Below are 17,596 nucleotides of genomic sequence, written 5' to 3'. Positions count from 1 at the left end.
GATTCATCCTTTCGCTCATTTATTTCCACATATTATAGGGGAATGAGCGAAGATGGACAAGTTTTCATTCCTCTCAGCCTTTGACAAGCAGCCGGATTCCAATATTCCACGGGTCTCTCAAGGTAGTGATGCCGCCTTCTACTTCTACACGGTACCCCGCTTGCTTCACACGTTCCGCCACTTCAGATACATCCCCGCTGCCCGGAAGCAGCAGAGTGAAATAATCGATGCCCGCCGCATTGGCCGGAGCCGCCTTAGCTCCTTGTCCCGCCCAGACATTAAGCCCCATATGGTGATGGTATCCGCCCGCCGAGATAAATAGTGCAGCGTCCCCGTAATGAGCCGTGATTGCAAAACCAAGCGCATCCACATAGAATTTCTTGGCCTCCGCCAGATCGCCTACATGAAAGTGCACATGCCCGATCACGGTGCCCGCAGGCAGTCCGGTCCAGTTCAGCCCTTCGGAAGCCGCCAGCAAGCCGTCCACATCAACCGGGTCTGTAGTCATCACCACATTGCCAGTAGGCTCATACTTCCAGGTGTCGCGCGGCCGGTCGCGGTATATCTCAATGCCGTTATTGTCCGGGTCCTGAAGATACAGCGCTTCGCTGACCAGATGATCACCCTGGCCGATCTCGATGCCCGCATCAATCAGATTACGCAGCACCAGTCCGAGACTCGGACGGTCGGGCACCAGAATCGCGAAATGATACAGTCCGGCTGCCGAATTACGGCGCAGAATCTGAGCCTGTTCAATCTCCCGCAGCACCAGCAGCACATGCACGCCGTCCGCCGTCAGTTCAACCTCACGCCCCTGCTGGCGCAGGATCTTCAGTCCGATTACATTCTGATAAAAGGTGAGCGAACGCTCCAAATTGCTTACTCTAATCTGTACAAGTCCAATTTCCAGTTCTTGCGGCAGTGCTGCTGTTGTTGTCATATAAACCCCTCCTGAATAAAAACATATGGATAATATAAAAGGCTAAACCCTCCGGTGCCGTTCGTGCTCAGTGCTGCTTAGTCTTGACTGTTTATAGAATCATCATTCAAGCTTGTAACTGTTTCCGTTACACATTAACTAACTTTAGTATAGTTGCACTCTATATGTTTGTCAATTACTTTTAAAAATCGTCCGGAGAGGCGAATCAGGCGGTAATCCAATAGTTATATCCGGTGAGATCAAAGGAATATATCCCTTAAATTCCCCATTCAGCCGACTTCCGGCGCAATCAGAGGAATTCATAACTCATTTGGTTGGTCTACCTAATCAATCAATGGCACATTGTATTCGGTTTTTCGTATACATTGGCTCATCTGTCCTATCAGTGGCACATTGTATTCGGTTTTTCGCATACATTCGGCTCATCTACCCTATCAATGGCACATTGTATTCGGTTTTTCGCACACATTCAGCTCATCTGTCCTATCAGTGGCACATTGTATTCGGTTTTTCGCATACATTAAGCTCATCTGTCCTATCAGTGGCACATTGTATTCGGTTTTTCGCATACATTCGGCTCATTTGTCCTATCAGTGGCACATTGTATTCGGTTTTTCGCATACATTCAGCTCATCTGTCCTATCAGTGGCACATTGCTCCACAGCCCCCTAATGAAGTTGGAGTCCTCCCCCATAAAAATGTAGACTGAATACAGGAGGAGGATGAACACAATGGGACACTTAACGGGAACAAGAGAGAAGGCAGCGCAAGAGGTGTTGTCTGGCATTAAGGCAGCGGTGGTTGCCCGAAAATATGGGGTGACCCCAGCGACGGTGAATCAGTGGGTGAGAGATTACCGAGGGGCCCATGGGGAACAAGATCATCCGTATCCCCAGGAGCAGGTGGAGGAACTGAAGCGCCTCCTGGAAGTGGAGCAGAAATACGAGAAGGCCGTCAAGATACTCGGCGAAAAGGAGTTAGAGATTGAGATTCTGCGTGAACTGCTAAAAAAGCCAACCCCTGCTTATCCGAAAAAATCGAGGTAGCCGACATGTTCATTAAGCAGGGGAATACCGCAGCTTTGGTACTGCGTCTCATGGGGCTAGCAGAGTCCACGTACTACGACCGTAAGAAACGCAGGTCACTGTCCCCAAAGGCCGTTCAAGGGGGGCGTGGAAGACCCCAGCCAGGCTACTCCTTTAACGAGTCTGGGGAAAAGATTAGTGACGAGGAGATCCAGGAATGGCTGCTGGAATTAATCGCTGGAGAAGAGCACGTGTACGGGTACAAACTCCTGGCCAAGTGCTTGTGGAACCAGCACCGGTTGAAGCTCAATCACAAGAAAAGCTACCGGCTGTGTCAGGCGCTGGATATCCTGCAGCCCCAGCGTCAGAAGCGCTTTAAGCATCCCCGGAAGCTGCCGGAGAACCGAGTCATTACAGGAGCGAGCCAGCTCTGGCAGATGGACATTAAATACGGGTATGTGGAGGGACGTGACCGGCATTTCTTTGTCCTGAGCATTATCGATGTGTTTACCCGTGTCATCGTCGGCTACCACCGGGGATCGTCGTGTGAGGCCAAGCACGCCTGCCAGACGCTGGCGCGCGCCATGGAGCATCACTGCGCCCCTGACAGCGCTCGCCCTGTGATCCGCACCGACAACGGCCCACAGTTCGTCAGCCACCTGTTTGGCGACATGTGTGAAAGCTGGGAAATGACCCATGAACGTATTCCGCCTCGAACGCCGGATTTAAATGCTTTTATTGAATCATTCCACAGTAATATCGATCGGGATTTGTTCCGCAAAGAGGCATTCGAAACGTTCGAAGAGGCCTATGAAGCGGTGGACCGGTACATGGACTTTTACAACAATCGCAGAATGCATACGAGCCTTCGTAACCTGCCGCCAGCTACCTTTGCAGAGTGGGTGCTGACCCTAGAAGACCGCTCCCGCTTCTTCTGGCCGAGAGAAAAAGCGAAATAAAGAGCATATCTACAACAAGTACTGATTTTATACGGAGGACTCCGGGATAAGGGGGTCGCACCGATTGTATTCGGTTTTTCGCATACATTCGGCTCATCTGTCCTATCAGTGGCACATTGTATTCGGTTTTTCGCATACATTGGCTCATCTCTACGGATAAACTCCAAATTTCAATGAAATTTATCTACAACAGACGAATATCATAACTTCTTATAAAAAAGCCCGGCCAATTGGCCAGGCTGCGAAGCAGTCATCCGTTGTATTTGGGTTCACTAAGCATTTCAAATGATACATCCTGTGCAGTAATCCTAAGCTCACTCAGCGGCGGGTCCAGCAGAACCCGTAATTCAAACCCTTGTTCCACCGCATAGATCTCGGTATACAACCAGACCATTCTGTTCAGGCGTTCAGGCAGAACCAACCCGGTCACCCCGGTAAAGGTTAGTCTGATATCACACTGATAATGCATGGCTCCGCTGCAGTCCAGAACGATCTCCACAACCTCCTCCGCCGGTGCAGTATATGAAATCACCCTTGAATCATGAAGGGACTTCTCAACTAGCTGAACAGCATGTACAGGCAAGCTGTCCTTAATAGACAGATACCCTCTGTAGTATTCATCATCCAGCACCTTCATCCTGGCTTCGTATTCATTACGCCACTGCTGCGCCTGTTCTTTGAACTCAGGTTCTGGATAAGTAGAATTGATTGTTCCGTCATGAATGGATGGATGGAAGTATTCCGGAAGGTACTTCAGCAAATCCGCTTTGAGGTATTCCAGGAAATCCCTCGTCCTCTCCTTATAGCTGAGCCCCTCCGCAGCATGCCACGCAACATCCTCCAGCCAATCCTGCTCCATCTCAGGGAACACCATAAAGCCGCGCACCTGCATTTCTTCATACCATGAATATGTATAAAATTTCATTTGGCGCTCCTTTACTCCCCAAGTCTCATCTATTGGTAATCTTCGTGCCCATATATACCCTTTTTTCAAGCGTCGCCTGCTGAACCCAGTTCTGTAGTTCCGCCCGGTTAATCATGAACTGCTCATCGACTTTCATATAGGGAATTCCCGTAAGTGAACCATTATACTTTAGAACCTCGTGCTCTGCCTTGATAATATTCAGCACCTCATTCTCAGTTAAATGCAGAAATTCCGCTGCCTCCGACATTGTCATTAATGGGCTCTCAGCGGCAGTAGATACAGTCTGCTCTAACAGTTCCGCTTGCTCTTTGGCCTCCGTCTGCAACTGGGCAATCTGTGTTTCCATCGCCTTTTCATTGCTGGATGCACGTTCGTTGCTGATAATCAGACTGCTTGCGATTAAAGAAAGACCCAGAATCAGTGCTGCTCCCAGGATTGTAATTTGATTCTTCATGTACAATATCCCCTTACTCCTTTGTAAAATCAAGGTGCAGACAGTCCCCTATCTGCCGCTACAGCCGCTTGTCTATAATATGCTTGTTCTCCTTGATCTCCTTGCGGAGCAGCCGGATTTCCTGAATCAATTCGTCCAGTTTGTAGGTAGCCCTAGATCCATCAATGGCCTTGCGGATAATCAGCATAAAGACCAGCAACGACAGGAACCATATAATCAGTGCCAAAAATACCATCATATCAATGCTCTTCCCCCTTATTCCAGTAAGCCACACATGGTGTCAGTCTAAACCATCTGGAATAATGTGTAAAGCATAGATCCGCTCATGAAATAGCCTCACAAAGTGGGGCTTTGGCTTCGATTATGACTCAGTTACATTGCGGGGACCCCAAAACATATAAATTCTTATCAATCAAAAAAGGGGCCCTGCCGGGATCCGGCAGGGCCAAAGTCTATTATAAGGGGGTCATGTGATTAATATACAGGCTGAAGCTTAATGCCTGATGAAAATCACATAAAGGTTTGATGAATTTATAAGTCCTAAACAAAGAGATAGACCCTGCCGAGGCACGGCGGGGTCTATCATAAATGTATCCACTGGGGGGTGGAGACCTTTAATATACTCCCCGAACCTTAAAAGTACATAAATCTCTGCTGAAAGTTTCCTTAAGTTTCTGTGGCAGTCTACAAAATCTTACATCACGGGCCGGTGCCGCTTGAGGTTACATTCCAGCCCAGTCTGCTTTTCTTCACATAGATGTAGCTTCGCTCTGTTTGTTCAGCAAAGTACAGATTACCGTACCTTGGATCATCCTTAATCCGTCCTTCTGTAACCCTGCCTGCCAATGCAGCCGCCGGATCACGAATCAGCAGGCTCTTGCGTACAGCGAGCTCAGGGGTAGGAGAAGGACAAATGAGCAGATACAATAACCCGAGCCCGAGCAATACCGTTATATAAAAAGCAGCGCCTTTTCGCTTGCGCATAGAGTTTCGAATACCATATTCCTCCTCTGCCTCACGAAACAGGAATTTGATGTACGATCTGATCCAGTGTAACCTCCTGCAGCACATTCTCCATCGCTTTCTGCGCAAGAGAGAACACGGGAATAATTGCCCCGGCAATGTTCTTGCCGACCGGGCACTCCGGGTTCGGATGCTCGTGGACAGAGAAGAGTGAATCCTCTTCCACTGCATTGACCGCCTTGTAAATCTGCAGAAGCGTGATATCCGCGCTACTCCGGGTAAGCTTCGCACCGGCTACCCCGGGGCGTACCTCCACCAGACCGGCCTTGTTCAGCATGCCTGTAAGGCGGCGGATGACAACCGGATTCGTATTGACGCTGCCGGCGATCCACTCCGAGGTGCTTTTACCGTCTTTGTTGCTGTCTATTAAAGTTAGAATATGAATAGCGACCGCAAACCGGGTGCTGATGTTCATGGGAATCTCTCCTTCATACTGACCAGAATGCTTCCCGGCAGATGTAACAATAATAGTTACATTCTAGATAATTGTCAATCCTGCAAGGAGCTCCGTGACCTCCTCGGGGTACTTCTGACTCAGACGTTTCTTCCCCAGATTACTCTTCACGATCCGGATCATCAGCTTATCGCCGCTCCCGGCCAGTCTGCGCAGCAAGGCAAAGCCCGCATCCGGCTGGCTGGCAACAAACAGGCTAAGCGCATACTCCATTCCTTTGGATAATACGCGGAGATGCTCAGGATCGGCTTGTCTGTATTTGCCCGACAGCAGCTCGTTCAGGATTTGCTCTGACAGCTCCAGACTGTAGTCGGCACAGGCTTGTTCCTTAAGCAAGGGAGGATGCGCCAGCGCGGCAATAAAAGCACGCAGTTCCAGCACGGTCGCTTCCATTCTCCAGCCTTCAAGCAGCCTGTGCAGCAGCCCGAAGCCGAACTCTCCAATCTGCTGCAATGCCATGGCCGCCGCCTCACGAACGCGCCATCTTGAATCATTCATTGCCCTGCGCAGCCTGACTTCTATCCCGGATCTTTCTCCCTGCTCCGCATATCCGTAATACGCACCGTAAGCCAGTAAAGCACAGAATGGAAGAAATTCCTCCGGGTCATTAGCCTCCGCCTCCGCTGCAGAAATATCCGTCCAGGAAGTGAGCAGCGACAACGACTGTGCTGAAAGCCCAGTACGGGCGTAATATCGGGAGAACTCCCCGGCAAGGCTCAGGTTCGCCCGCGGACCCGGCAGCCCGCTCCGGTTCATGTAATCCTCTGCGAGCAGCGGCCATTGTTCACTGTTCTCTATCTGCTGCTGAAACGGCAATGCGGCAAGCTTGCCACTATTCACCTTCATCCCTCCGGTTTCAATGGTTTCCTTCATTGGAGTACATTACAACGCCTTGCGCATCATACGGATAGTCGATCTGCTGCTTCACGGCAGCCATAGCCTCCCGGCCGGCAAATAAGGATACCAGATATAATCCCAGATCAATTGAGGTTGAGACCCCGCCTCCGGTAATAACATTCCCGTCCTGCACAATCCGGGCCTGAACCACTTCCCGGCAATACGGCTCAAGCAGCTCATATGCCGATGCATGCGTTGTGGCCCTTCGTCCCTCCAGTAATCCGACAGCACCCAGCAGCAGGGCACCGGTGCATACGGATACCAGATATGGAACCCCGCTTGCTCCCTGAAGCCAGGAGATAAAGCTCTCGTCATGACGCAATGCCCTCGTCCCGGACCCGCCGGGCACAAATACCAGATCATACACTGATAAATCCGGCAGCACTTTACCGGTTTTGACCGTAAGCCCCATTTCATCTGTGATTTCCCCGGCCGGACCGCAGATATCCCACTCCAGCCCTTCCCCTGCTGGGAACTGGCGCAGCCTGTAGATTACATCATAAAAACCCGCGAAATCCAGAAACGTAATGCCGTCAAACAGAATAAAAGCAATTTTCACGCTACCCGCTCCTTCAATATCCGTCGTCCTGTAATTTTACTCGCTGTCGTAAGCCTGCAAAGCAACGGGCAAGGCCTGAATGACCACATTGCCTACAGCCGGAAGAGGCAGCAGGACTGCGCTTATAATCTCCTCACGGGTAGCGCCGAGTGATTTGGCATGCTTGACATGAAAGGCCAGCCCGCTTTCCAGCCTGACCGCCGCGAGTACGGAGATATAGGCAATTTCTTCTGTTTTGGCGTCAAGCGCACTTGCTGCATCCAGCTTCTGCACGACTTCCCCCCAGGCCTTCTGCTGCTCCGGTGCTTCCTTCATAAACGTCATGAATGCATTGCTGACTTGCGGTAGATTGTCCATTCTTTGTCCCTCCATTGGTAGAATACAATAATAAAGAAGTCCACCCTCTTCAGGGCAGACCGTATCTGTTCGTTCTTAGGTGCTAAGCTCTTAGGCGCTTGTCAGAATAATCGGTTTGCCTTTGGTGACCACAATCGTATGTTCGTACTGGGCAACACGGCTGTTGTCCGCCACACTGAGCGTCCATCCATCCGACTGCTGCTCTACAAAATCCGCACCCGTAGACAGGAATGGCTCTATCGTGATGACCTGTCCTTCCTTCAGCACCGTCGTTACCCGCGGATTATAGAACGGCAGGATTTCATAGGGCTTCTCATGCAACGATTTGCCGATGCCGTGGCTGCACAGATTGCGCACAACCTTATAGCCGCGCTTGTGTGCCTCCGACTCCATAACCCTGCCGATCTCGTTCACCTTCATTCCCGCTCTGAGGTGATTAATCACGCTCATCATGGTTTCCTCCGTACTCCGGCAGAGATGGACCAGCTTCTCATTATAAGGAGGCAGTTGAAAAGATACTCCGGCGTCCCCGTAGTACCCGTTCAGCTCGGCCGAGACATCAATATTGATTAAATCGCCGGCCTGGATCACCCGTTGACCCGGGATTCCGTGTGCCACCTCTTCATTGACGCTGATGCAGGTGGTTCCGGGAAAGTTATAGGTTACCTTAGGGGCAGATTTCGCGCCAAAATGGTTCAGAATCCTCGCGCCCACTTCGTCCAGCTCTGCAGTCGTCATTCCGGGAACTACACTTTTCCTCATCTCGGCGATGGTGTGGCCTACCACTTTACCGGCTGCCTTCAGTCCTTGCAAATCCTGCAGTGTCTCGCTCGTCATCCTGTTCACATTCCTCTCGTATCTGTTGATTCTCCGGCAACTTCCTGAAAAGCGGCTCCGTCCCAGAGGTATGAAGTCTCAACCTGCCTGCCAACAGAGTTGTCATAATGATCCGCCCGGAAACCGCCTTCGACTGTCTCCAGCTTGACCGAATACCGGTCAGGACTACTGATAAACAGCCCGGATGCCGCCCCCTTAATCTGCAGCTCCTGGATCGAATGATCCGGCTTCACTGTAAACAGCTTGAACAATGATCCGTTCGAAGAACCATATTGGCCAACCGTAAAATCGGGATTACCGTCTCCGTTGTAATCAGCGAACTGAATCTGGAACAAATCGCCGAAGCTCAATTCTTCGGTGAAATGCCGGCTCAGCGCGAACGTGCCCAGTGCTGCGCCCTGTTCATCCGTAATGGCCAGCCGGAATTGCCCGCTCCAGCTCCGTCCAGCCAGCGGTGATGGGCTGGACCAATCCTCGCTGTACCTGCCTTTCAGCAGCTGCAGGTTCAGAAATTCCTTGTTTCCTGTGACCGGGAATAAATCATTGCGTGAGACCGTTACCGGACCTTGAGTTACCACCGATGCCTCATCCGCTTCGGACTTCGCCGCTGCTGGACTTCCGCCGCTGAAGATCAGCCTGCGCAGCTTATCGGCATTCTTGGCGGAGACTGTATAGCCTGTCCCGCTGCGCTCAGCGGACAGCAGCAGACCGGTGTTCCCCTCCTGCTCGCCCAGACCCAGAATAAATTCTTCTGTATAGCCGTCCCCGTACACCAGCTTCATGCGGAAATCCGCATCGTAATCCAGCTCTCCCGCAATACGCTTGCTTGTATTCATGGCAGAAGCCATCGTCTTAATGAACTCGCCGTCTTTGAAAATCCTGGACTCAAAGGGAGCCGTCTCCGCTTGGCTCTCTATAGAGTTATAGGTCAAATCAATTTCAGAAATCCATCTTGAATTAATGTAGCCGAAAGCATTCTGGCAGCCGCTTAATAGAACAACCAGAAGAACAGGCAGAATCAGCAGTAGCCGCCTTATGGGTTCCACCTCCACATCCTTATGTATGATACAAGTATAACAGCCTTCTTAAGCAGAGTGAAATTCACGGATCTCCCGCTTCCGTTCAGAAGGCAACCTATCCGCCCCGGCGTATGCCAAAAACCGGTCCGCTTGATACGCAGGAACCGGTCTGAGCAGCAAACTCAATATGTTGGGAGTAGTCTGCTATATTCCGCTTTAGCTTATAGCCCCTACAGCCTTCATCCAGGCTTCTGCAATCAGCGCATGGCCGGCAGGTGAAGGATGTACGCCATCCCCGGCCCAGAAGGCAGGCTCGGCCTTAACCGATGCGGCGGCGAACAGTCCGTCCAGCGGGACCAATACAGCGCCATATTCACGGGCCAGCTCACGGACCACATGAATTTTCGGGTCCAGGTCCTTACGCCAGCCCTTACGGTCTTCCGGCACCGGCAGTACGAACGGCTCAACCAGCACCAGCTTGGCATCCAGGCTCTGCTTGGTGCGTTCAATCAGATCACGGTAGGAAGCCTCGAACTCAGCTGCAGTAGTCTCCTGCCCGGAATCGAACCAGCGCCAGGTATCATTAACACCGATATAAATCGACACCCAGGTCGGCTTAAGCTCCAGACAATCCCGGTCCCAGCGCTCCTGCAGATCCACGGCGCGGTTGCCGCTGATGCCGCGGTTGATGAAGGTAAGGTTCTTCTCCGGATACTGCAGCCCAAGACGAGCGCCCGCCATCAGCGCGTAACCTACACCAAGTGATGAAGCGTCTGCGTAATTGCGGCCGCAATCCGTGATACTATCACCCTGGAACAGGATGATATCGTTCTTTTGAAATGGCATGCCTGAAATCCTCCTATGAAAACATCTGTAATGGTATAAACATCAACATTATAACAAATAGATTTTTCTGCGAATACGTTTTCATTACATATTTACGGAGTAAATCTGTTCACAGCTCTAAGCGCTTCATGCAGGGCAGTATGCAGGTTGCCTTCTGCGGCTTCTCGGTTGATTGCTGATAATCTCCAGTATTGTGAAGGTTCTTGTGAAGACGCTGATATCAGTTTTTAAGCCCGATTGGAATGAGCTTGTATCATCCCAATAATTTCTTCAATGACGAGCCCGGGCTGGTCATGATGGATATAATGACCGCTACCCGGCGCAATCAGCTGTCTGCTGGCCGCAGATAATTCCAGGAACTCCGCCTGGCTCTTCTGCTCAATCTCCAGTATCGCGTGTGCCGGCCAGTCTGATCCATCCTCATCCGCAAGCCCCCTGGTTATCACCGACAGCGGAACCTGGCTTGGCATGGAACCCCGGGCAGCAGAGATCTGCTTATAGCTCTGCATCTTATCGATCTGCTCCCTATTGAGCGAAGGGTTCAGCAGGTACGCCCGGTTCGCAGCGATATGCTGCGGGGGCAGCACCTGCTCATAAGTAAGCTCCTTATATTCGCCTGCAGCATCTATCAGTACAATTCCCGCAGTCCGCTCAGGATAGCAGCAAGCGAAGAGTCTGGCTACCAGACCGCCAAAGGAATGACCGACCAGAATGTAAGGGGCTTTAATATCCAGCAGTGCAAGCAGCCGGTACAGCTCCTCCACCAGATCCTGGCAGGAGCGCGGCCCCGGCACTCCCGGGCTGGTCCCGGTACCGGGTCTGTCATAAGCGAGGGTTGAGGCATGCTGCGCAATATTCTCCTGGACACCGCTCCAGGAATCGCAACCATCCCCTAATCCGGAAATAAAGATGACAGCAGGCGCACGGTATGCAGAATATTTATAATACAATCCGCGGCCCTGCCCGTCCGTTTGAACCTCCATCCAATTGCATGTAAATCCGTTCTGAATCATCTTCTCCTCCTAGTGCTGCGCAAAAAGTTCATATAAAGGATGTATGCCTCATTCAGGATAAAGGTCCTTCCAGTAATTTACTATGTAATTTCACACAGCTCTCCTTTCACCGTCTGAATTCATGAAAAATCCCCTTCAACTGCCTGCCGGCGGTTAAAGGGGATGATCTGCCGCATGGAAGCGGCCTGCTATAGGATAGATGGTTAGGAGAGAATTAATAGGCCAGACTGAACAACCCGTGAATATGGGTCAAATACCGGATATTGCTTGCTTCCTTCATCAGCGTTGCCGGCAGACCCTTCAGCGGTGTGGAATTGCCGCCGACAATCGCTACTCCGTCTCTGCGTCCCAGACTGGCAAGTGTCCCGGAATTCACCGGACTGAAGGTCTCGGAGGCTTTATCATTCAGGTAAGCGTAAAGGTTATAACCGATCAGTTCACCCATCTGCCAGGCGATTTGTGCCGTTGGCGGATACGGACGGCCGTCCGGTGCGAACACAACCGCACTGTCACCGGCTACAAATACATTCTGGTGTGAAGTGGATTGCAGGAACTCATTCACGGTTGCGCGGCCGCGGTTCACTTCAAGCCCGGACTCACCGATCAGCGGGTTGCCCTGCACGCCGCCGGTCCAGACGAAGGTATTCGCCACAATCTGGCGGCCGTCCTTCAGATCAATGGTATTGCCTGCTACATTAGTAACAGGAAGACCTGTCAGGAACTGAACTCCCCGTTTCTCGAGGCTGGTTGTAGCGCGCTCAATCAGATGATCCGGCAGAACCGGAAGAATCTTCGGGCCGGCTTCTACGAGCAGCAGCTGGATCTCAGCCGGATTCACTCCATATTTCTTAGTCAGCTTGGGCAGTACATCGGCAATTTCACCTACAAGCTCAACACCTGTCAAGCCGCCCCCGCCGATCAGGATGGTTGCATCGGCCGCATTGCCGCTTTTGGCATATTCACGAATCCGGTCTTCAATATGTCCGTGAATCCGCAGTGCATCCGCCGCCGATTTCAGCACCATGCTGTACTGTTCAAGTCCCGGAATGCCGAAATAAGCCGTCGTGCTGCCCAGACCGACAACAAGAGCATCATAAGTCAGCATTACACCATCCGAGAGGATGATTTGCTTGTTCTCCACCGAGAACGAATTAACCTTGGCAATCTTCAGATCGATATCCTTACCGGCGAACAGCTTGGCAAGCGGCATGGCAACCGCCTGTTCAGAAGCACTTCCTGCTGCAAGGCGGTGTAGTTCGGTAATGATCTGGTGTGTCGGATACTGATTAACCACTGTAACTCTGGCTTCAGCTTTGCTCATATATTTGCGCACGGTTAGCGCACTCAATAAGCCGCCGTAACCTGCACCTAGAATAACTATGTGTTTTGACATCATATTTCCTCCATCCCTACGATTAAGAATTGAACAATAATTACTTACCGGATTGGCGTTCGCCGCTGACCTGCAGGTATGCATTCATGAAACGGAGCACGTTTTGTACCTGCGGGTCCTTGATCATTTTCATCATGCCAAACAGGCTGATGGTTTCACTGCTTGCATCCGCGCGGTCTTTCGCTTCAATAACCGTAGCCGCCAAATTCTTGACAGAGCCTACCACAGGACCCGCCATCTCCTTGATTGCGCCTACCGTATCATTTTTCAATACTTCATCCGTTGCAACCGACTGTACGAAATCGACCGATTTGGTTAATACATTCACCAGTTGGGTAATCTGCGGCAGCTGCTCCACCAGAAGAATCAGGGATTCCTGAACTTCCGGCTTCAGAAGCTGATTCAGCAAATCCTCTTGGGGAAGGCCTGCTGCGGGTATTTCTTGTTCCAAAGGGGTTTGGGTAATGGTTTCTGACATATTGAAGTCTCCTTTACAATGGCATTGCTGCTTAAAAGTATTCATCCACTGAAACTATGTGACTATTATAACATTCCGGTTGTAATAAATGTCACAATGTTTTTGGCTTTATAGCCTTATTTTGTGATTAAAATCACTTCTTTTCTCGCTTTTTCAAAATTTATCGACTATTTGAACTAAAATTCACAATTTACTGTTGTTTAATCATTGACGTACACTTGTAGTTGTGATATTTTAAGCAAGTAACTTATTGTAAGCTTATTTATTAATATCAGCTATTGATTTTTACTAACCAACATACATATCCCAATGGAGGTCATTATTTATGAGTGCTTTTTCAGAATTGGTACAGTCCCGCAGATCGGCAATGAATTTCGTTGAAGGGGTGCAAATCCCACAGAATGAGCTGGAGGAGATGTTCTCACTGGCCCGCCTGGCTCCATCGGCCTTCAACCTGCAGCACGCCCACTACAAAGTCATCAGCGATGACACTGTGAAGGAAGAAATCCGTAAAGGTGCTTACGGTCAATACAAAATCCACACCGCCTCGGCTGTCATCGTCGTGCTGGGTGACAAAAACGCCTACCAGCAGGCTCCAGAAATCTATAGCGGACTTAAAATGCTGGGAGCCATGAGCGAAGAGGATTACGACCGCACCATTCAGTCTATTAATGATTCTTATACTGGAAAAGACGCTTTCCAGCGGGATGAAGCAATCCGCAATGCTTCCTTGTCAGCTATGCAGTTCATGCTGATTGCCAAAGACAAGGGCTGGGATACCTGCCCGATGATCGGTTTTGATCCGGAGGCGGTGAAAGCTACCCTCGGGCTCAGCGACAACTTCGTTCCGGTAATGCTGATTACGATCGGCAAAGACAACAAGCACAAAATTAGACCGCGCGGCTACCGCAAGCCGGTTAATGAGTTCGTTGAATTTATCTGAGAATAAACCCGGTCCAGCGAAGTCCCTGTTTAATAGTTGACAGCAAAAAGGTCTTCCGGCAGCTTAACCGGAAGACCTTTTTGCTGTGATTTTATAAGATAAAGCTTCAGTCTGATGTTCATTTGGCATAATGCAGTATAGCCGCTGCCGCGCGTTCCCGCCGCTCCGCATCGGGACTGTGCAGGGCAGCCTTCAGAACAGCCAGCGCCTCAGCTATTGTGGCTTCATCCACACGGGCCGGGGAATGAGCAGTCTCCATATCGCCAGCCGAAGAATCTGCAAGCCACAAATCCATTCTTGCTGCAGGCAGCAGCCCTGAATAGCGGGTAACCTCCTGATCCGAAGCAAGCCGTGCTTGTACTGCAGAATTCACAGCTGTACGGGGCAGACTCTTCAGCCAGGTTACTCCGCGCCGGTGCGCAGTTCCGCCCTCCACACTCTCCTGCCGGGCATCAAAGAAATAATCACCCAGATCGCCAAGGTATACCCATTCCTCATCCGCAATCAGCACATAATCCCCGTCCTGCATCACGTTGACGAACGTGTCTAAACTGCTGAGAGCTTCTTCCAGCTCCTGCCCCTGATAAGCTCCGGATGCAGCCAGCCTGCTGCGGATATCCTCTCTCCCGCTGGACTCCAGATCTCCAACAACAGGATCTCCCGCACATACATAATTATCCTCCAGAAAAGACTTGATTAACCCGCTGCGGGTTCCGTCAAGCCTCACTCCAAACAAACTCATCCTTTTCTTCCTCCCTCAAGTGCCCGGATAGCTGAACCGCAACATAACAATCAGTAAATTATACAGCAAACGGCAACGCTTTTGCCGTCCATTTTATAAGACAGCACTGTTCCAGGGCACCAAATTTGCCCTGCAGGTGAATCAAGCTAGAGATTGTGAAGCTACCTGCGGACAAATCATGCTGGAGCTAAGTAGCTTAGCAATTGCACTTTTCCTCACCTGGAGCTTGGCTGGAGATTGGCTAGAGCATCACGGGCTCATGAACGCATCAGCTCGTGAGGAGCACTGGGATTCCGTTATTTGCGAAGAAATGGCGAATTGCCAGGACATTCGGACTGAGATTCCGTTAATGTCCTGAAACGCCTTGTTATAGCGCTTAAAAGAACAGGATAAAGGATTCTCAGTCCGAATCCTCCTGATCAGGAGGCTTTTTGGCGAAATAAGGGCTTGTGTTCGGAATCCTCCTAAAAAACTAAGGATAAGGAAGCATAATAGCGCTTACATGATCTTACAGTGAAAAATAACCGCAAATTTAAAGTATTCGCCTTTTTACGGCTGCGGCATGTCACGGTATAATACAGGTATCAACTCAAGGAACCATACACTGCGGTAAGAACGCATGCGGGGGCAGAATCTCCGGCAGTCCTCTTAAGCAGCTGTACTCCCTGAGCTTGAGACTATATCTTTGATCCTGGCGTTATAGCTTTCAATCCATCCCTACACGAAATGGTATGAGCTTCTTAAAGCTCAAAAGCCCACAATCAATCCTATCGTGGTCAGCGGATGAATTAGAGAAGATTTAACGGGCAGGATAGGCAAATTGACTGCCGCCTCGGACGATTTCTACCCGGCTGAGTACAAAGGATAGGATAAGGAGTCTGAGAAGAACATGGGTATAGTGGTTATTATATAAACCTCTATTGTTGATGAAGCTATCAATAATAGAGGTTTATATGTGTTATAGGGGGATTTATTTTAGTTATAGCGGGACAAGCATGCAGCTGACCTTGGCATAGGCCGCTTTAGCGCAGGCCTTCGGCAACTTTAAGCAGAGTCTCTTTGGATACATCCGGTGATTCTGTGCTTACTTCATGCAAAATGTTCCATTCGTTATTCTCCCCTAGCTCGATCCACTGGATATAAGCATAATAGTTGTTTTGGTTCCCATAAGCTTCTTTATTCACAATATATAAAGCATCTAAAGCTCCAACCTTCATCTCCTCAACCGTAGTAGCCGCTGCAAAATTTGCTGTGAGCTGCGCTTCCGGTCCGCTAGGCGTATACTTAACCACAATTGCATCACTTTTCCCTCTTGGACCCTCATATATGAGCTGCGGGCTTACAGTCTTAGCTATTCTATTAGGAGTGTTGAAGCTCTTGATCCAGGCATAATCCTCACCGGGCTTGACCCTTTTCGAGAGGACATTGGTGTATTTCTTTACCCAGGACTCGTCTATAATCCCAATCTGACTGTCAGATCTCGCTTCGGCAAAATAATATCCTTCCGGCAGACTGCTTGGCACAGCCAGCTTTCCGGTAATTGGCTCGATGACCTCCTTCCAGCTCTCTATATCGGAGAACAGCTGCGGACAGTTCACCTTAAGCAGGTCATATCCCCCATTGGGCAGTGACACGTACAGGAAGGCGGATTCATTCACAGCCAGTTTAGTCTGAATGTCTTCAACAAGCAGCTTCACGTGCTCACCGTGTTCATCGGATTCAGTATAGTCCGAATGAACGATCACCTTTATTCCAGTAGAACCATATGTAACGGCCCATAACCTTTCCGCACCATAAACCACGCCTCCGAACAGCATCAGGCCGCAGAGAACAACCGCTATCCTTGCAGTGCCGCGCATATGTCTTTTGGTTTTCCGTTCGTTTTGGAATTTGAAGTACTGATCAAAGCTTGCGGAAATCTGTGTCTCCAGCTGTTCCGGCATTACTGTATTCTGCTTAAGGCTGGCAAATTCCCGTTTCAATTGACTTTCGACAGGCATGTATAGTCCCCCTTCATCTCATCTTCCTCTGTGAATACGGCATGCTGCCGCAGTTTGCGCATTGCCTTGTGATGCCTGGATTTAGCGGTACCCAGCGGTATCTCCAAGGCAGAGGCAATCTCGTCAAAGCTGCATTCCCCATAGTAGCGAAGGACAACAACACTGCGCAGTTTAGGGGGAAGCCCAGCAACCAGCTGGAGCAGCTCTCCCCGCTGTTCCTGCTCAAGGAGCGGTGTATCCGCTCCCGGCAGCAACAACTCTGTTGCATTCTCCCTGCTGCGGATCTGGATGCGCAGCCTGCGCCAGCTCCTCCGGCTCCAGTTGCTGCATTGCCGTACAATCATTCCGTTCAGCCATGCCCCAAAAGGCCGATTCCTGTCATACTGCGGCAGACTACGGAACAATTCGATGTAGATTTCATTCACTACATCAGCCACATCGCCCTGCCGGTCAACAAGCAGACAGACTGTCCCGTACACCTGGTGCCTGATGCTGTCATGCAGCGCAGTGAAAGCATCCTTGTCTCCTTCTTTCAGCCTTTGCAGACAGCCATGCAGCTCTTCCTCAGTCATCCGTCTCTCTCCTCTCTGTCTTGGTTTTCACTCTATATTGGTCCGCTGCGGGACAATGGTTCCCTTTGAGTACAATAAATTCAATCCTTACACAAAAAAAGCCGGCCGCCCATGAGTTTCGTCATGAATTGCCGGATGTGGAAGTAAAGTATAGTTGTCA

At 50.4% G+C, this 17,596-nt stretch carries 21 protein-coding genes; 3 read left to right on the top strand and 18 right to left on the bottom strand.

The window, feature by feature from the left end; translation table 11 throughout:
- Window positions 1-73 precede the first annotated feature (73 nt).
- A complete protein-coding gene (locus P40081_RS14105) occupies window positions 74-940 on the bottom strand; it encodes a VOC family protein (RefSeq protein WP_042136250.1) in 867 nt (288 codons plus the stop codon).
- Window positions 941-1,671: 731 nt separating this feature from the next.
- Here P40081_RS14105 and P40081_RS14100 point away from each other — a divergent pair.
- Complete coding sequence (locus P40081_RS14100) at window positions 1,672-1,986, top strand: helix-turn-helix domain-containing protein (protein ID WP_052421685.1); 315 nt, start codon at window positions 1,672-1,674, stop codon at window positions 1,984-1,986.
- 5 nt (window positions 1,987-1,991) lie between these two features.
- Complete coding sequence (locus P40081_RS14095) at window positions 1,992-2,924, top strand: IS3 family transposase (RefSeq protein ID WP_063779797.1); 933 nt, start codon at window positions 1,992-1,994, stop codon at window positions 2,922-2,924.
- A gap of 250 nt (window positions 2,925-3,174) precedes the next feature.
- On the opposite strand, the gene P40081_RS14090 is transcribed toward P40081_RS14095, so the two are convergent.
- From P40081_RS14090 to P40081_RS14025, 14 genes are all read right to left on the bottom strand, one after another.
- On the bottom strand, window positions 3,175-3,849 hold the full coding sequence (locus P40081_RS14090; protein WP_042136247.1) for a DUF4085 family protein: 675 nt from the start codon (window positions 3,847-3,849) through the stop codon (window positions 3,175-3,177).
- A gap of 25 nt (window positions 3,850-3,874) precedes the next feature.
- A complete protein-coding gene (locus P40081_RS14085; RefSeq protein WP_042136245.1) occupies window positions 3,875-4,303 on the bottom strand; it encodes a MerR family transcriptional regulator in 429 nt (142 codons plus the stop codon).
- Between the two features lie 58 nt (window positions 4,304-4,361).
- Entirely contained in the window at window positions 4,362-4,541 is a 180-nt protein-coding gene (locus tag P40081_RS14080; RefSeq protein ID WP_042136244.1) for a hypothetical protein, read from the bottom strand.
- A 461-nt stretch (window positions 4,542-5,002) separates the two neighbouring features.
- Window positions 5,003-5,287 (bottom strand): hypothetical protein, encoded by a 285-nt coding sequence (locus tag P40081_RS14075; RefSeq protein ID WP_042136242.1) that lies wholly within the window; start codon window positions 5,285-5,287, stop codon window positions 5,003-5,005.
- 31 nt (window positions 5,288-5,318) lie between these two features.
- Window positions 5,319-5,741, bottom strand: a complete 423-nt coding sequence (locus P40081_RS14070; protein WP_039297077.1) for an Rrf2 family transcriptional regulator — start codon at window positions 5,739-5,741, stop codon at window positions 5,319-5,321.
- A 63-nt stretch (window positions 5,742-5,804) separates the two neighbouring features.
- Window positions 5,805-6,620, bottom strand: a complete 816-nt coding sequence (locus P40081_RS14065) for a hypothetical protein (RefSeq protein WP_197074356.1) — start codon at window positions 6,618-6,620, stop codon at window positions 5,805-5,807.
- Between the two features lie 16 nt (window positions 6,621-6,636).
- Entirely contained in the window at window positions 6,637-7,236 is a 600-nt protein-coding gene (locus P40081_RS14060; RefSeq protein ID WP_042136238.1) for a DJ-1/PfpI family protein, read from the bottom strand.
- A 36-nt stretch (window positions 7,237-7,272) separates the two neighbouring features.
- A complete protein-coding gene (locus tag P40081_RS14055; RefSeq protein ID WP_042136236.1) occupies window positions 7,273-7,593 on the bottom strand; it encodes a carboxymuconolactone decarboxylase family protein in 321 nt (106 codons plus the stop codon).
- Between the two features lie 90 nt (window positions 7,594-7,683).
- Complete coding sequence (gene map / locus P40081_RS14050) at window positions 7,684-8,430, bottom strand: type I methionyl aminopeptidase (RefSeq protein WP_042136234.1); 747 nt, start codon at window positions 8,428-8,430, stop codon at window positions 7,684-7,686.
- 5 nt (window positions 8,431-8,435) lie between these two features.
- The gene (locus tag P40081_RS14045) at window positions 8,436-9,476 is read right to left on the bottom strand and encodes a YhfM domain-containing protein (protein ID WP_042136232.1); all 1,041 of its coding nucleotides are present in this window, start codon (window positions 9,474-9,476) and stop codon (window positions 8,436-8,438) included.
- 189 nt (window positions 9,477-9,665) lie between these two features.
- Entirely contained in the window at window positions 9,666-10,295 is a 630-nt protein-coding gene (locus P40081_RS14040; RefSeq protein ID WP_042136230.1) for an SGNH/GDSL hydrolase family protein, read from the bottom strand.
- A gap of 227 nt (window positions 10,296-10,522) precedes the next feature.
- Complete coding sequence (locus P40081_RS14035) at window positions 10,523-11,308, bottom strand: alpha/beta fold hydrolase (protein ID WP_231575355.1); 786 nt, start codon at window positions 11,306-11,308, stop codon at window positions 10,523-10,525.
- 214 nt (window positions 11,309-11,522) lie between these two features.
- The gene (locus tag P40081_RS14030; protein WP_042136228.1) at window positions 11,523-12,701 is read right to left on the bottom strand and encodes an NAD(P)/FAD-dependent oxidoreductase; all 1,179 of its coding nucleotides are present in this window, start codon (window positions 12,699-12,701) and stop codon (window positions 11,523-11,525) included.
- Window positions 12,702-12,741: 40 nt separating this feature from the next.
- Window positions 12,742-13,179, bottom strand: a complete 438-nt coding sequence (locus P40081_RS14025) for a DUF1641 domain-containing protein (RefSeq protein WP_042136226.1) — start codon at window positions 13,177-13,179, stop codon at window positions 12,742-12,744.
- Between the two features lie 325 nt (window positions 13,180-13,504).
- On the opposite strand from P40081_RS14025, the gene P40081_RS14020 reads away from it, so the two are divergent.
- A complete protein-coding gene (locus P40081_RS14020) occupies window positions 13,505-14,122 on the top strand; it encodes a nitroreductase family protein (protein ID WP_042136223.1) in 618 nt (205 codons plus the stop codon).
- Between the two features lie 118 nt (window positions 14,123-14,240).
- Here the strand turns inward: P40081_RS14020 and P40081_RS14015 are convergent, their stop codons facing one another.
- The 3 genes from P40081_RS14015 to P40081_RS14005 form a co-directional block, all read right to left on the bottom strand.
- Window positions 14,241-14,864 carry a hypothetical protein gene (locus tag P40081_RS14015; RefSeq protein WP_042136221.1) on the bottom strand — a complete coding sequence of 208 codons (624 nt, stop codon included), beginning with the start codon at window positions 14,862-14,864 and terminating at the stop codon, window positions 14,241-14,243.
- Between the two features lie 1,022 nt (window positions 14,865-15,886).
- Complete coding sequence (locus tag P40081_RS14010) at window positions 15,887-16,864, bottom strand: hypothetical protein (RefSeq protein WP_042136220.1); 978 nt, start codon at window positions 16,862-16,864, stop codon at window positions 15,887-15,889.
- On the bottom strand, window positions 16,843-17,436 hold the full coding sequence (locus tag P40081_RS14005; protein WP_042136218.1) for a sigma-70 family RNA polymerase sigma factor: 594 nt from the start codon (window positions 17,434-17,436) through the stop codon (window positions 16,843-16,845). The genes P40081_RS14010 and P40081_RS14005 overlap by 22 nt, the downstream gene beginning before the upstream one ends.
- Window positions 17,437-17,596 lie beyond the last annotated feature (160 nt).

This window comes from Paenibacillus sp. FSL P4-0081 (genome assembly GCF_000758565.1).
GTDB classification, from domain to species: domain Bacteria; phylum Bacillota; class Bacilli; order Paenibacillales; family Paenibacillaceae; genus Paenibacillus_AQ; species Paenibacillus_AQ phytohabitans.
This window is presented reverse-complemented; position numbering and strand designations above follow the sequence as displayed.